The 13949-nt window shown below is 66.8% G+C and carries 14 protein-coding genes and 1 pseudogene; 5 read left to right on the forward strand and 10 right to left on the reverse strand.

Annotation, left to right across the window (positions count from 1 at the left end):
- Complete coding sequence (ribD, locus tag OXC99_04810) at positions 1-1110, reverse strand: bifunctional diaminohydroxyphosphoribosylaminopyrimidine deaminase/5-amino-6-(5-phosphoribosylamino)uracil reductase RibD (protein MCY4624310.1); 1110 nt, start codon at positions 1108-1110, stop codon at positions 1-3.
- 257 nt (positions 1111-1367) lie between these two features.
- Positions 1368-1925 (reverse strand): annotated as a pseudogene (gene dcd / locus OXC99_04815) (dCTP deaminase).
- Between the two features lie 279 nt (positions 1926-2204).
- Here dcd and OXC99_04820 point away from each other — a divergent pair.
- Entirely contained in the window at positions 2205-2633 is a 429-nt protein-coding gene (locus OXC99_04820) for a hypothetical protein (GenBank protein MCY4624311.1), read from the forward strand.
- A gap of 268 nt (positions 2634-2901) precedes the next feature.
- Here OXC99_04820 and OXC99_04825 read toward each other — a convergent pair whose 3' ends face one another.
- From OXC99_04825 to OXC99_04845, 5 genes are all read right to left on the reverse strand, one after another.
- Positions 2902-3873 carry an extradiol ring-cleavage dioxygenase gene (locus OXC99_04825; protein ID MCY4624312.1) on the reverse strand — a complete coding sequence of 324 codons (972 nt, stop codon included), beginning with the start codon at positions 3871-3873 and terminating at the stop codon, positions 2902-2904.
- 205 nt (positions 3874-4078) lie between these two features.
- Positions 4079-5326, reverse strand: coding sequence for an ABC transporter permease (locus tag OXC99_04830; GenBank protein MCY4624313.1), 1248 nt, complete (start codon positions 5324-5326; stop codon positions 4079-4081).
- A complete protein-coding gene (locus OXC99_04835; protein ID MCY4624314.1) occupies positions 5323-6042 on the reverse strand; it encodes an ABC transporter ATP-binding protein in 720 nt (239 codons plus the stop codon). Before OXC99_04835 ends, OXC99_04830 begins: the two co-directional genes overlap by 4 nt.
- Before the next feature lie 11 nt (positions 6043-6053).
- Positions 6054-8123, reverse strand: a complete 2070-nt coding sequence (locus OXC99_04840; protein ID MCY4624315.1) for an HlyD family efflux transporter periplasmic adaptor subunit — start codon at positions 8121-8123, stop codon at positions 6054-6056.
- Between the two features lie 139 nt (positions 8124-8262).
- On the reverse strand, positions 8263-8826 hold the full coding sequence (locus OXC99_04845; GenBank protein ID MCY4624316.1) for a DsbA family protein: 564 nt from the start codon (positions 8824-8826) through the stop codon (positions 8263-8265).
- A 200-nt stretch (positions 8827-9026) separates the two neighbouring features.
- Between OXC99_04845 and OXC99_04850 the strand changes: the two genes are divergently transcribed.
- Genes OXC99_04850 through OXC99_04865 form a run of 4 tightly spaced genes read left to right on the forward strand, consistent with a single transcriptional unit; the run spans position 9027 to position 10374 of the window.
- A complete protein-coding gene (locus OXC99_04850; GenBank protein MCY4624317.1) occupies positions 9027-9383 on the forward strand; it encodes an FmdB family transcriptional regulator in 357 nt (118 codons plus the stop codon).
- Between the two features lie 9 nt (positions 9384-9392).
- Positions 9393-9860 carry a D-aminoacyl-tRNA deacylase gene (dtd, locus tag OXC99_04855; protein ID MCY4624318.1) on the forward strand — a complete coding sequence of 156 codons (468 nt, stop codon included), beginning with the start codon at positions 9393-9395 and terminating at the stop codon, positions 9858-9860.
- Between the two features lie 52 nt (positions 9861-9912).
- Complete coding sequence (locus OXC99_04860; GenBank protein ID MCY4624319.1) at positions 9913-10101, forward strand: type II toxin-antitoxin system HicA family toxin; 189 nt, start codon at positions 9913-9915, stop codon at positions 10099-10101.
- Between the two features lie 12 nt (positions 10102-10113).
- Complete coding sequence (locus OXC99_04865) at positions 10114-10374, forward strand: type II toxin-antitoxin system HicB family antitoxin (protein ID MCY4624320.1); 261 nt, start codon at positions 10114-10116, stop codon at positions 10372-10374.
- Between the two features lie 15 nt (positions 10375-10389).
- Here OXC99_04865 and nadC read toward each other — a convergent pair whose 3' ends face one another.
- Genes nadC through nadB form a run of 3 tightly spaced genes read right to left on the reverse strand, consistent with a single transcriptional unit; the run spans position 10390 to position 13656 of the window.
- A complete protein-coding gene (gene nadC, locus OXC99_04870; protein MCY4624321.1) occupies positions 10390-11244 on the reverse strand; it encodes a carboxylating nicotinate-nucleotide diphosphorylase in 855 nt (284 codons plus the stop codon).
- A 6-nt stretch (positions 11245-11250) separates the two neighbouring features.
- On the reverse strand, positions 11251-12102 hold the full coding sequence (locus tag OXC99_04875; GenBank protein ID MCY4624322.1) for an MBL fold metallo-hydrolase: 852 nt from the start codon (positions 12100-12102) through the stop codon (positions 11251-11253).
- A gap of 15 nt (positions 12103-12117) precedes the next feature.
- Positions 12118-13656 carry an L-aspartate oxidase gene (gene nadB / locus OXC99_04880; protein ID MCY4624323.1) on the reverse strand — a complete coding sequence of 513 codons (1539 nt, stop codon included), beginning with the start codon at positions 13654-13656 and terminating at the stop codon, positions 12118-12120.
- Between the last annotated feature and the right edge of the window lie 293 nt (positions 13657-13949).

Raw genomic sequence — 13949 nt, forward strand, 5'->3', positions numbered from 1 at the left:
CTACTCCACCCCCCCGCGGCTCGTGGGCGTGTATCCCACCACGTGCACGTCCTCGCCGAGCCGGCCAACGCTGATGCGGCCCAGCCGCAGCGCCTCGCCGATGTGCGCGAACCCCTCGCCCTCCACCGGCGTCCGGGCGTTCTCGCCTCCAATGATCATCGGCGCCACAATCGCCTCCACCTTGCTCACCAGCCCGTCCCGGAACATCGACGCCAGCAGCACGCCGCCGCCCTCCACCAGCACGGAGTTCACGCCCCGCTCGACGAGGCAGCACATGAGCCCGTGCAGGTCCACGCGCCTGTCGGCCCCCGGCAGGTGCGCCACGTCGGCGCCCACCGCGCGGTACGCCGCCTCCGTCTCCGCATCGACGCCCGCCGTCGCGACGAGCACGCTCCCTAGCCCGTGGAAGACCTGCGACGTGGCCGGCGACCGCCCCGTGCTGTCGACCACCACGCGCAGCGGCTGACGCTCCAGCGCCGCGCCGTCGGCGTCGCGAGCCGTCAGTTGTGGGTTGTCGATGACCACCGTGCCCGCTCCGGCCATGATGGCGTCGCACGTCTGCCGAAGCTCGTGCGCCCGCCGTCGCCCCGCCTCGCCCGACACCCACCGCGACTCCCCCGTCGCCGTCGCAATCTTCCCGTCCAGGCTCATCGCAAACTTCGCCACCGCGAAGGGCAATCCCGTCCGCGCCCGGTGCAGGTACCCCTCGAGCGCATCGGCGGCCTCCTCGGCGCATTCGCCCACCGCGACCGCCACGCCCGCCGCGCGAAGCTCCTCGACACCCTTGCCGTTCCCCCGCCCGTCCGGGTCCAGCATCGCCGAGTGCGCCTCCGCGATGCCCGCCTCCAGCAGCGCCGTCGTGCACGGCGGCGTCCTCCCGAAGTGGCAGCACGGCTCCAGCGTCGTGTAGATGGTCGCCCCTCGCGCCGCGTCGCCCGCCTGCCGCAGCGCGATGACCTCCGCGTGCGGCCCGCCCACCGGCTGCGTCCACCCCTCGCCCACAACGCGCCCGTCCTTCACAATGACCGCGCCAACCGAAGGGTTAGGGCTCGCCGTCCCCAGCGTGCTTCTCGCGAGCTCGATGGCTCGCCGCATGTATTCGGTGCTCATGCTTCGTCCGGCAGCAGCGTCCGGGAAGCGTACTCCGCCAGTCCCGTGACGCGGTGCAGTGAGGTCCACTGCCGCATAGATGGCCTCGCGCGGCCGTAGACCCACTCCTCCACCGTCCGATGGTTGACCCCCAGCGCCTCCGCAAACCCTGAGACGTTGCCCGCGTACTCGCTGGCGTGGAACCACGCCCGCAGCTCGGGGTTGGCGTCGTGACCTCGCTGACGCGGCCCATGACTCGAAGCCCCCTGCTGCGCCGAGTAATTCTGGTAAAAGCGGCTCGGCACCGGCCCCATCTGACCCTGGTACTTGCTGTTCAGCCCCGCCGAGCCATACGGACGCTCCGCCGGGCTGCTCAGCCACACAAAGGAAAGCTGTGAGCTCTTCATGCCCAGGTAGAGGTTGATGGGGATGCTGGAGAGGTTGCTCAGTTCCAGTGTGAGCCGCCCCTTCCAGCCGGGGTCGACAAACCCCGCCGTCGAGTGCACCACAAGCCCCAGCCGTCCCAGCGAGCTCTTGCCGTCCAGCCGGCCCACGATGTCGTCCGGGATTTCGATGTTCTCCGCCGTGATGCCCAGCGCGAATTCGCCCGGCTGCAGCGGGTACGGCACACTCTCGTCCAGCTCGACGGTCCGCCACTGCATGTCCGATTGCTGTCGCGGGTCGATGAGCGCGAGCTTGGCGGTCTCCTCCACCAGCAGCGGCGAACCGAGGCGCAGATCGACGCTCGCAGGCTGCACCGCGTCGTCATCGTACGGGTCGACGACGATGCGCCCCTGCGCTATCTGGCGTCGGATGTCTCTGTCGCTCAGGACCATTGCACCAAAGCCTAGCCGTAGTAGCGGCGGTGATTCCCCATCATACCACGCGCGCCCACACCCCATGCGTAGGGGCGGCCCTTGTGACCGCCCCCGCCGAACGCACCGCGCCCCAACCCCGTCATACCGGCGAATGCCGGTATCCAGAGGCGTGGCGTAAGGTCATGGCTCTCGAAGGGCCGCCACTTCGCCCCATGCGTAGGGGTGGCCCGGTGTTTCCGCATAGACTATGACACAGGCTTGTTGCCTCTAAGCGCCCCCCATCGCTAACCTCGCAGCATGAATGACGAACTAAGCGCACTCGACCAACTGCATTTCAAGAACGTTGCCTACGATCTCCTGAAGGGTTGGGGCTTCTCGGTCGACGATATGGGGGATGTGGCCGTGCCCGGTCCCGAAGAGCCTGCTCGGAAGGGGAAGAAGCGCGGCGCGCCCCGGGGCAATCAGAACGCCCGCAAGAACGGCCTCTACTCGAGGCTTGCCCCCGCCCCTCGCCCCGGCGATGTGAACAAAGCCCTCGCCATGCCAGACCTCACTGACGACATCGCCGTCGTGCGGCTGATGCTGGCCCATCTGATGCAGGATTCTGAAAAGAACATGAAGTACATCATCCAGCTCTACAGGGTCCTTACCCTCCTGTATAGGGCGAACGCCGCGAGAGCTGCCGGGGAAGCGGAGGCGCAGGCCATCCTGGAGAGGTGGCGATGAAGGGGGTTCAATTCAATCCCTATCTGGACCACCCACGGGCAGCTACGAATTGTTTCGGAAACAATGGGTCGCCGGCTACGGATTGTTTCGCAAACAATCCCTGTCTGTCAGCTTGGGAATTGATTGCAAACAATGTCCGCCGGGCAGCTTCGGAGCGGGAATTGATTCCCCCGGCCCTCCGCCCGGCGTCGTCTCGGAACGCACCACGCCCCCGGCGAACGCCTCAGGGCGAACGTCGGGGGCGCGAGGTTTCTCGTGTCTCGTCGCGCTACGACCAGTACCCGAAGGCCATCGCGCAGCCCGTGCCCGCCGGCGACCGGTAGCACGGCGCGTAGTCGATCAGGGTGAAGTCCATGTGCTCCGTCGCCCCGGACGTCGTGATCCAGTTCCGGATCTCCGACGACCCCGAGTTCAGGTGCTCACGGGGCAGCCCGAACAGCCCCTCCGTGTCCCGGTCCTGCAGCCCCTTGATGACGCTGTGGTCCAGCTCCTCGTTGATCACGAAGTGGCTCAGCCCGCCCGACGCAATGACCGCCACCCGCGCGTCGGAGTCCCATTCCTCGACGGCGTTTCGGATCGCCTGCCCCAGGTTGTACGAGCGCTTCGGCGTCGGCTGGTTCGGCGGGAAGTACGTGTTCAGCATGACCGGCACCATGGGGATCAGCTTGTCCTGCATGATCCGCGTGTAGATGAAGCTGAACGCGTGCCCCATGCCCTGGCCCTTGCGGAAGTACCGCGACCGCGCCACGTCGAACTCCTGCTCGCTCAGCGAACTCAGCATGTGGCTCGCCAGGTCCTTCGCGATGGGGTACTCCTTCTCCTCCAGCCCGTACGACCACGCAGCCCGCCGAAGGGGCGCCTGCAAGCTGTCCGGGATGTTCCACATCGTGTCGCCCCAGTAGACGGCCATCGCCGGGAAGTTGTCCTCCTGGAAGACCTCCTCCTGGTCGTCGCCGATGACGATAACCGCGTCGACGTTCGCCTCAGCCAGCTTCTGGCTCACCGTCGCGATCCCGTTCTGGCAGATGTCGTACCGCTTCTGCCACAGCTCCGGGTCCAGCTGCTTCTCGATCGACGCGTCCGCCATGTCGAGCACTTCCTCGTACGTGTGGTGGATGCCGTCGAGCCCGTACAGGTGCGGGTTCCGCTTGTCGTTCTCCGCGTGGAGCGGCCACGTCTCCGGCGTCAGGCTAAGCTGTGGGCTGTGGGAAGTCCCAAGCCCAATCACGATCTCTGCCATGCTGCGTCTCCTTGTGTGTTCTATGCGGCCATGACGGCACCGGGCCCGCTATGCTCTCCGTGCCCCGATTATACACGAATGGGCTCGCGAGCGGCCCGCCCCCACCGTCGTTCCTGCGAAGGCAGAGCCTGCCCCTGCGTCGGCAGGGGAACCCCGACGTACCCAGCCCCCCTCAGCCCGCGGGCAACCCGCGCCCACAACATCCCTACTCGTGCCGCAGCGCCTCGATGGGGTGCAGCCGCGCCGCCTGCATCGCCGGGTAGATGCCGAAGAACAGCCCGATGGCCCCCGACACCGCAGTCGCAATAATCGCAATGTCGCCGCTGAAAACCATGTTCAGCGCCTGCCCGCCAAGCTCCACGTCGTCGAAGAAGTACGTGAACCCATACCCCAGCGCCACGCCGATGATGCCGCCCGTCAGGCTCAGCAGCACCGCCTCCACCAGGAACTGCGAGAGGATGTCGCGCCGCTTCGCCCCCATCGCCTTCCGAATGCCGATCTCCCGCGTTCGCTCCGTCACTGACACCAGCATGATGTTCATGATGCCGATGCCGCCCACCAGCAGCGCAATGCTCGCAATCGCGCCTAGGAAGATGACGAAGGTCTGCGTGGTCTCCTCCAGCGTCTCGATGGTCTCCACCTGGCTGGTGACCGTGAAATCGTCCTCGTCCGTGATGCGGTGGCGCAGGCGCAGGATGTTGCTGATCTGCTCCGTCGCCGCGTCGCTCACGTCCTCGCTCGCAATCTGGACGTTGATGTTCTGCACGGTGATCTCGCCGCCTGCCGTGCGCTGCGCCCCCAGCCGGTAGTACGCCGTCGACACCGGCACAAGAATGCGGTCGTCCTGGTTGCCGAAACCCGTCCCGCCCTTGGGCTCTAGCAGGCCGATGACCTCGAACGGCCGCCCTCCGATCTTGATCGTGTGACCCACCGGGTGCCGCAGTCCGAACAGCTCCTCCGCCGTCTCCGACGCCAGCACCGCCACCTGCGACCGCCGCGCGACGTCTGCGTCCGAGATCGACCGGCCGTCCGCCAGTTCGTACGCCCGCACAGGCAGGTACGAGGGCGTGACGCCGACCACCGTCGTGTTGGTGTTCTCCCGCTCGAAGACCACCTGCGACCGCGTGCTCGTCTCCGGCGCCACGTCCACCACGTAAGACGCCAACGCCGGGTCCATCAGCGCCTCAGAGTCCTCCAGCGTCAGCGTCGCCGCACTGCCCGCCGCCCCCGCAAAGCCGAATGCGCTCGTGCTCGCCCCCGGCCGCACAAACAGCAGGTTCGTCCCCAGCGACTGGATGCGCGCCGTAATCGTCTCCTGCGCCCCGTTGCCGATGGCCGTCAGCGCGATCACCGCCGTCACGCCGATGATGATGCCCAGCAGCGTCAGCCCCGACCTCAGCTTGTTCGAGTTCAGCGCGTCCAGCGCCGTCAGGAGCGTCGTAAGCGGCGTCATGCGTGTTGCCCCGCGAGAAGTGGCTGCGCCACCGGCGCGTCGTCCACCACCAGCCCGTCGCGGAAGGAGACGATGCGGTTGGTGTGCTGCGCGATGTCCGTCTCATGCGTCACCAGCACGATGGTGAGGCCGTCGTTGCGGTTCAGCCCCTGGATGACAGTCATGATCTCGTCGCTCGACCGCGTGTCCAGGTTTCCCGTCGGCTCGTCCGCCAGCAGGATCGACGGCTCCTTCACCAGCGCCCGCGCGATGCCCACGCGCTGCTGCTCGCCGCCGGACAGCTCCGTCGGCATGTGCTTCGCCCGGTGCGCCAGCCCCACCCGGTCGAGCGCCTCCAGCGCCCGGGCGCGCCGGTTTCGTCCGTTCCCGTACATCAGCGGCATCTCCACGTTGGCCAACGCCGTGGCCCGCTGCAGCAGGTTGTACGTCTGGAACACAAACCCGATCTTGCCCTGGCGTATGGACGCAAGTTGGTTGTCGTTCATCTCCCGGACGTCCTCACCCTCCAGCAGATACCGCCCGCCCGTGGGCACGTCCAGGCAGCCGATGATGTTCATCATGGTCGACTTCCCGGACCCCGACGGCCCCATCACCGCAAGCATCTCCCCACGCTCCACGGTCAGGTTGACGCCCTGCAGGGCCTTCACCAGAACGTGGCCCATCTGGTACGTCTTGGTGACGTTGTGGATGGAGATGACCGGCATTGCCTGCTGCATGTCAGCCTCCCCTACTGCCCCGCGCCCTGGCCGCGCTGACCGCCTGCCCCTGCGCCGGCTCCGCCCTGCGCCCGTATCTGGTCCCGGATCGCTCGCCGCTGTTCCGGTGTGAGGTTCCCGGCTCCTCCCTGCCCCAATCCCGCGCCGCCCAGGCCGCCGAGCCCGCCAAGCTGCGGCGTCCGGATGGTTGCGAAGTTCGGCGCGTCGGCCCCGCCGCCCGTCGAGACGATGCTCTCGCCCTCGTTAATCCCGTCGGTCACGACGACCCAGAAGCCGTCCGATGTTCCTAGCGTCACGGCTCGCTCTGCCACCTCGCCGCCGACGTCCACAAGCACCGTCGGCTGCGCTATCGTGCCCGCGATCGACGATGCGGGAATGAGCAGCACGTCAAGCTCCTGCTGCAGTACGATGGTCGCCGTCGCGCTGAGGCCCTCGCGCAGTTGGAGCAGCGGAGGCGTCCGCATGGTTATCTGGATGGGATACGTCACAACGCCCTGTTGGTTCTCGCCCGTGGTGGAAATCTCCCGCACCACGCCGGGTAGCCCCGCGCCCGGCAGTCCGTCCAGCTCCACGATAACCTCCGCGCCCACCTGCACGTTCAGCACGTCGATCTCGTCCAGCCGCGCGTCCACCTCCGCCACCGACGTGTCCACAATCTCCAGCACCGCGCTGCCGAAGTTGTTCGCGTTGACCGTGTTCCCCGCCTCTGCGAACACCGCGCTCACCTCGCCCGCAAACGGCGCCGTAATGACGACCTCGTCGAGCCGCGCCAACGCCGCGATTAACGTTGCCTCGTTCGCCTCGATTTGCGCCTCCCGCAGCGCGACCGTGGTTTCGTCCGCCGTCTCGTGCAGTTCCTCCAGCTTGGCGTTGGCGTCGTCCAGCCGCGCCTTCGCCACCGCAACGTCATGGACCTTCACCTGCACCTCAAGGTCGTCGGACGTCACGTAGACCTCCTCCAGCGCCTCCTCCGCCTTCTTGAGGGCATCCTCCTCCCGCTCGATGGCATCCTCAGCATTGGACGCCGCTGTCTCCGCGTTGCTCTCCGCCGTCTCCAGGGTCGATTGTGCCTTGTCCACAGGGTCCCACGCCCTTTCCATCTCCTGGAGCACACAGACGTCCCGCGGGGCTGTGTTGATGTTCTCGCAGTTGCCGTAGACCGCGCCCGGATACAGCGCAATCCACCGGTAGACCGTGAACTCGTCCCACGGCGTCTCCGGGTCGTCCAGCTCCGACAGCGGCCCCGGCGCCAGCGGCAGCACCGACGTCACGGCGTCCTCCAACTGGTCGTCCGAGAAGAAGGTGACAAGGTCAATGTCGTAGGAAGCGAAGAACTCCTCGGGAGTGAGCAGGTACTCACCCGCCGTCAGCGTCTGCCCCAGGAAATTCGTGACAGCTCCCTGGTACCCCTCCTTGGCCGTGTCGAGGGACTCGACCGCCGCCTGCACCCTGTCCGCGTGGTCGTCGATGACGTCTTGCAGGTTGTCCTGCGCCTCGGCCAGCGATTCCTCGGCGGAGGTGACATCGGCCAGCGCGTCATCAATCTCTTCCTGCGTAACGGGGTCCTCTACCTCCACCAGCGCCTCTTCCGCGTTCTGCACCGCCAGCTCCGCCTTGGCGATGGCCGCTTCCGCCTCGACAATGTCCAGCTCCGAGGGCGGCTCGCTCAGCTCCTCCAGCGTATCCTTGGACCTCTGCAGGTCGAACTCCGCCTGCGCGACGTCCCGCTGCAGGTTCGTCACCGTCGCGTCGTCATAGCGCGCCAGTTCCTGCCCTAAGGCAACGTTGTCGCCCTCCGCAACCAGGATCTCGCCAATCGTGCCCGTCGTCCCGAAGGTAAGCTCCTGTCGGTTGGGGAAGACCACGCTCCCGCTGCTCGTGATCTGGTTGACCAGATCTCCACGGCGCACCTGTACAAGTTGCTGGCCCTCCTCCAAAGCAGCTTCCGCCCCTGCTTCCTCATCCCCCCTGCTCTGGATGAAGACAACGGCGGCAATGCCGAGAATGACTGCCACCACCAGCCAAATTGCCACCACCTGGCCGGTGCTCATGCGGTTCAGACGGGAGACCAGTCCCAACATTCTCTTCCTCCGGTGACTTCATCCAGCGAGACGCACGTCTATTGCGCAAAACTGTAATTGAAAACGCGGGGCAAACAGAAAGGTTAGCGCACCGTTTGTACGCCGGGAGGGGTTCAGGGTAAAGCAGTGGATTCCCGGCCTAGCCGGCGCCCACGCCCTCCTGCAGCACCCGGTCCATCACCTGCTTGAAGAAGTCGTACGGGTGTGCGCCGGTGAAGAGGTAACGGCCGATGGTAAAGGCCGGGATGCCGTTGATGCCGTAGCTGATCGCCTGTTGGTAGCTCTCCTGCACGGCCTCGGCGTACGTGCGCTTCTGCAGTGCCTCCTCCAGCCCACGCGGGTCCAGCCCGACCTCCTCCGCGACAGCCGTAAGCACCTCGGTCTTCTCGATGTCCTCGCCGCGCTCCCACAGCGCGCGGAAGCACGCGTGGTGGAAGGGCATCTCCAACCCCATCGCCTTGGCATACTCCGTCGCCTCCAGCGCGGGCACCGTGTACGGCGTGTGCGGGCTGCGCCGCATGATGAAGCCGGCCTCTTGGGCGTAGGTGCGAAGGGGCTCGTTCAGATCGCCGCCCGGTTGCTCGCCCGGCCGAGGCTGCCGCTCCCTGCCGCCCGGCGGGATGTCCGGCCGAAGGAAGAACGCGCGCGTCTCTATCTCGACGGGATACTCATCCTGGAGCTTGGTCAGCCTGTCCAGGCCGATGTAGCACCACGGTCAGATGTAGTCCGTCCAGACCGTAACCGGAATCGTCTGCGCTTCGGTGGACATGGCAGCCCCCCTTAACTTTCGCGCAAGTATATCACGCGCTCGCACGCGTACAACCGCGTTTCTTGACACGTTCTCTACTCACTTGATAGGCTTTGCAGAGACGAACGTTTGGCGTTTACTAGTTGAGGTTTGCTGTGCCCCTTTACGACTACTTGTGCCGAAGCTGCAATCATAAGTTTGAGCTCAGGCAGGGATTCGACGCTGACACAATGACGGACTGCCCTCAGTGCGGGCAGTTGGCAGACCGTCAGATCAGCTTGGTGCCCGTCATCTTCAAGGGTAGCGGCTGGTACGTGAACGACTACGGCAAGAAGAAGAGCACCCTCGGCAACGGCGACGCGCCGTCCTCTGACGACGGCCCTTCCACCAGCGATGGCGACGGCCACGGCCACTCCCACGACCACGGCCATTCCCACAGCCACGGCGGGCACTCCCACGATCACGGCGCCCCTGCAGCCGCCTCGTCCGAGTCTTCCGGCTCGGACGGCTAACCCTCCCCCATGCGGGCCCTGCTCCAGCGGGTGTCCTCAGCCTCCCTCACCGTCGACGGCCAGTTCACGGGCAGCATTGGCGTTGGCTTCGTCGTGCTCCTCGGCATCACCGAAGGCGACACCCTCGACGACGCCCGCTACCTCGTCGAGAAGACCGTCAACATGCGCGTCTTCCCCGACGACGAGGGCCGCTTCAACCGCTCCCTCGCGGACGTCGGCGGCAGCCTCATGGTGGTAAGCCAGTTCACCCTCTACGCCGACACCCGCAAGGGCCGCCGCCCCAGCTTCATCCGCGCCGCCCACCCCGACGTCGCGGAACCCCTCTACCAGCAGTCCGTCGCCCTCTTCCGGGAAGCATGCCCGGAGGTAGTCTCAGGCGTCTTCGGCGGCTACATGCAAGTGGAAATCCACAACGACGGCCCAGTCACCATCATGCTCGACAGCGCTGACCTCCACGTGCCCCGGCGGGGCGCCTGAACATCCCAGCCAATAGCCTGGCTACCCTGTGTATGCTATAGTTCCCATCAGGATGCCGAAAGTCAGAGACGCCATACGGCGTGTACGCGATGACGGCTGGATACACGATAGGACTAACGGCAGCCATCGTATTTACGTCCATCCGGAAAAGCCTAGCATCGTTGTCATTGCAGGTCACCCCGGCGAGGAGATGCAAATGTCTATGTGGCAGCAGATAATGAAGCAGGCTGGACTGCGGTAAGGGGTGAAGACCATGGGCTACGCAGTGTTGATCAGCAAGGGACCCACGAGCTACAGCGCTTGGACGCCGGACCTGCAAGGGTGCTTCGCCGTGGCTAAGACACGGGAAGAGGTCTATAAGCTCATCTGCGAGGGAATTGAGATCTACATTGACGAGCTGCAGAAGCGGGGAGATCCCGTACCTGAGCCGGAATCCTACGAACTAGTGATGTCCGTCCCCAGCGCGTCGCTGCCCAAGCGCGGCAAGCGCCTCGCGGCGGCGTCCACTTCCTGAGTCGTCTGCCACCCCCTACCCCAGGTAGCTGACATCCATGCTGATGTCCAGCGCCGGCGCCGAGTGCGTCAGCGCCCCGACCGAGATCAGGTCCACGCCGCTCTCCGCCGCCGCTCGCACCGTGTCGAGGTTGATCCCGCCCGAGGCCTCCAGCAGCGCCCGCCCGCGGTTCAGCTCGACGGCCTGCCCCATCAGCTCCGCAGGCATGTTGTCCAGCAGCAGCAGCTGCGCCCCTGCGTCGAGCGCCTCCTCGGCCTCCTCCAGCGTCGTGACCTCAACCTCGACCTTGATCGTGTGCGAGGCCCGCGCGTGCGCCATCCGCACCATGTCGCCCAGCGAGACACCCTGCAGCTTCAGCGCCGCGATGTGGTTGTCCTTGATGAGCACCCCATCGCCGAGGTTCTGCCGGTGGTTGTGCCCGCCGCCGCACCGCACTGCGTACTTCTCCAGCGACCGCAGCCCCGGTATCGTCTTGCGCGTGTCGATGAGCGAGGCGCCGGTGCCCTTGACCGCCTCCACGTAGGTCGCCGTCAGCGTCGCGACGCCGCTCAGGTGCTGCATGAAGTTGATCGCCGTCCGCTCCGCCATGAGCAAGCTCGCCGCCGATCCCCCGGCCCGCAGCGCGACGCTCCCCCGCTCCATGGCGTCGCCGTCCCGCAACACCGGCTCCACCTGCAGCGACGGGTCGACGCGGCGGAACACCGCCGCCGCGACCTCCACGCCGCACAGCACGCCCGGCTGCTTGGCAAACAACGTCGCCGAGGCCTGCAGCTCCGGCGGCACCAGCGCCGCCGTCGTAGCGTCGCCGATGCCCAGGTCCTCTTGCAGGGCCCTGTCGATCAGGTCGTGGATCTCCGGCGTCAGCAGCATGGCGCGCTACACCGTGAACTTCATCAGGTCTTCGCCGAACGTGAACGGGTTGCCGTAGTTCGCGCAGATGACCTCGCGCGACCACGCCTCGTCGACGTCCCCCATGTGCGTCGCGACCAGGTGCGGCACGCCCGACTTCTCCGCCACCTCCGCCAGCCCATGCGGGCACGTGTGCGAGTTCGCAATCCGTCGCGCGAACTCCGTCAGCGACTCCCGGTCCACCTCGTGGTAGTCACGGCCGTCCGGCGCCGGCCCGCCCCGGTGCGGCTGCGTCTGCATCAGCTCGTGCACCAGCATGTTCGCTGTCGCCGATGCCTCGATGATGGCGTCGCTCACCGCCGTGTCGCCAGAGATGACCAGCTTGCTCCGGTCCTCCTCGAACGCGAACCCCAGCGCCGGCTTCACGTACCCGTGCTCCACCTCGAGCGCCGTCGCGCGCCACCCGTCCCCCTCGAAGGTGTCCCCGTGGTCAACCTCAATGACTTGCACGTTCATGACGTCCGCCCCCACCCGGTCGTGCAGCCGCCGGATGCGGATGTCCTCCTCGAATGCGTGGATCAGCCTGTCGACAAAGTCCTTCGTCCGCGCCGGCCCAATGATCATGTAGGGCTTCTTCCTGTACCGGATCCAGCCCGTAATCAGCACGTGCATCAGGTCGACCGTGTGGTCCGAGTGCATGTGGGTCAGAAAGATGTAGTCCAGGTCCGTCATGTCCTGCCCAATCTGCACCATCCGCCGCACGCACCCGTTGCCCGTGTCCACCAGCACGGTATTGCCGCCGATGCGAAGGTGGTTCGCGGGTCCCCAGCGGTTGGGGTCGGGCATCGGCGTGCCCGTGCCAAGCAGGGTTAGTTCCATCGAACGCCTCCTGAGTTAGTCGGCCTGCTTCATGAACACCGTGTGGCGCAGCCACGCCTCCGATGTCTCCGGGAAGTCCGTCCGAAAATGCGCGCCGCGGCTCTCCTGCCGCACCAGCGCCGATTCTGCCATCAGTCTACCCAGCGTCACCATGTTGGCAAGCTCCCGGTCGCCCCGGTCGCCGCCCTCCGGCGCCGACGTCTCCCACGCCGAGAACACCCCCGCGGCCTCCTCCAACCCCTCGCGCGAGCGGATGATGCCGACGTTGCTCCAGTTGAGCGCCTGCAGCCCCTCGATCGACGGCGTGCCCGCGGCGTCCGAGGGCTCGGCCTCCAGCGCGTAGACCCCCTCCGGCCGGGGCCCCGACCACCCGCCCTCCAGCGAGCGCCGTACAACCCGCTGCCCAAACACCACCGTCTCCAACAGCGAGTTGCTCGCAAGCCGGTTCGCCCCGTGCAGCCCCGTGCACGCGACCTCGCCGCACGCGTACAGCCCCGGCAGCGTCGTCTCCCCGTCCGTGTTCGTCAGCACGCCGCCCATCATGTAGTGCGCCGCCGGCGACACCGGTATCGGGTCGCGAGTGATGTCGAGCCCGTGCGTCAGGCACGTCTTGTAGATGCTTGGGAACCGCGCGGCCACCATCTCCGATGACAGGTGCGTCGCGTCCAGCGCCACGTGCCCCGCGCCCGTGCGCCGCATCTCCGCCAGCAGCGACCGCGACACCACGTCCCGCGGCGCCAGGTCCCCCTGCGAGTGATAGCCCGTCATGAACGCCTCGCCGCCAGCGTTCCGCAGCACAGCTCCCTCGCCGCGCATGGCTTCCGTGATGAGGAACGGCGGCGCGCCCGGCAGCCGCAGCGCCGTCGGGTGGAACTGGTAGAACTCCATGTCCATGACCGCCGCGCCCGCCTGGTACGCCAGCGCGACCCCGTCACCCGTCGTGACCTCGGGGTTGGTGGTGTAGCGGTAGAGCCGCCCCGCGCCGCCCGTCGCCAGTATCGTGTGCGCCGCCAGGTACTCGACCTCGTCGCCCTCGCCGTTCACGAGCCCCGCGACGCCGACGACCCGCCCGTCCTCGACCAGCAGCCGCGACGTCGTCGTGTACTCCTGCACGTGAATCCGCGAGTGGTGCGCCAGCGACGACAGCGTCAGCTCGATCCGAGCCCCCGTCGCGTCGCCCCCCGCGTGCAGCACCCGGGGCATCCGGTGCGCCGCCTCGCGACCCAGCGCCACCTCCCCGTCCGCCGTGTCGAAGATGACCCCAAGCCGCACCAGCTCCGAGATCGCCTGCGGCCCCTGCTCTGCCAGAATGCGAGCCGCCTCCTCGTTGCACAACCCAGCCCCCGCCGCCAGCGTGTCCGCGAAGTGGTAGTTGGGCGAGTCCTCCGGCCCCACAGCCGCCGCAATCCCACCCTGCGCATACTGCGTGTTGCAGTCAGCGATGCCGCCCTTCGTAAGAATCAGCACGCTCCCAAACTCCACAGCCAGCAGCGCCGAGTACAACCCAGCAATCCCGCTCCCAATCACAATGTAGTCATATCGCTGCGTGCTCATGTCTTCCCAGGTCCTCTACACCAGCTCACTGTTCGCCTAGAGCCCGCCGAAGCCTGTTCCGATGTTCTCGAAGGGGGCACCCCGCACAACCCCACCGTCATACCGGCGAATGCCGGTATCCAGACCCTCCGCCCCCAACACCCTCCGCCGACAGCCGTTCGTGCTGAGGGAAATCGAAGCATGAACGGGGGCGCGACAGTGCCCACCCGCCTGACCACAAAGCCTTCCGCGCGCCCCATAGGGGCGACCCTTGTGGCCGCCCGATCCCCCGCCAACACCGCCGAGTACAACCC

It is taken from the genome of Chloroflexota bacterium (assembly GCA_026713825.1).
GTDB lineage: Bacteria > Chloroflexota > Dehalococcoidia > Lucifugimonadales > UBA1127 > UBA1127.

Excerpts from the sequence above, each read along its gene's own strand:
- OXC99_04865 (MCY4624320.1), top strand. The coding sequence starts at position 10,114 with ATGGGCTACGCAGTGTTGATCAGCAAGGGACCCACGAGCTACAGCGCT.
- OXC99_04860 (MCY4624319.1), top strand. The coding sequence starts at position 9,913 with ATGCCGAAAGTCAGAGACGCCATACGGCGTGTACGCGATGACGGCTGG.
- ribD (MCY4624310.1), bottom strand. The coding sequence starts at position 1,110 with ATGAGCACCGAATACATGCGGCGAGCCATCGAGCTCGCGAGAAGCACG.
- OXC99_04825 (MCY4624312.1), bottom strand. The coding sequence starts at position 3,873 with ATGGCAGAGATCGTGATTGGGCTTGGGACTTCCCACAGCCCACAGCTT.
- OXC99_04840 (MCY4624315.1), bottom strand. The coding sequence starts at position 8,123 with ATGTTGGGACTGGTCTCCCGTCTGAACCGCATGAGCACCGGCCAGGTG.
- OXC99_04875 (MCY4624322.1), bottom strand. The coding sequence starts at position 12,102 with ATGGAACTAACCCTGCTTGGCACGGGCACGCCGATGCCCGACCCCAAC.
- OXC99_04830 (MCY4624313.1), bottom strand. The coding sequence starts at position 5,326 with ATGACGCCGCTTACGACGCTCCTGACGGCGCTGGACGCGCTGAACTCG.
- dtd (MCY4624318.1), top strand. The coding sequence starts at position 9,393 with ATGCGGGCCCTGCTCCAGCGGGTGTCCTCAGCCTCCCTCACCGTCGAC.
- OXC99_04835 (MCY4624314.1), bottom strand. The coding sequence starts at position 6,042 with ATGCAGCAGGCAATGCCGGTCATCTCCATCCACAACGTCACCAAGACG.
- nadB (MCY4624323.1), bottom strand. The coding sequence starts at position 13,656 with ATGAGCACGCAGCGATATGACTACATTGTGATTGGGAGCGGGATTGCT.
- nadC (MCY4624321.1), bottom strand. The coding sequence starts at position 11,244 with ATGCTGCTGACGCCGGAGATCCACGACCTGATCGACAGGGCCCTGCAA.
- OXC99_04820 (MCY4624311.1), top strand. The coding sequence starts at position 2,205 with ATGAATGACGAACTAAGCGCACTCGACCAACTGCATTTCAAGAACGTT.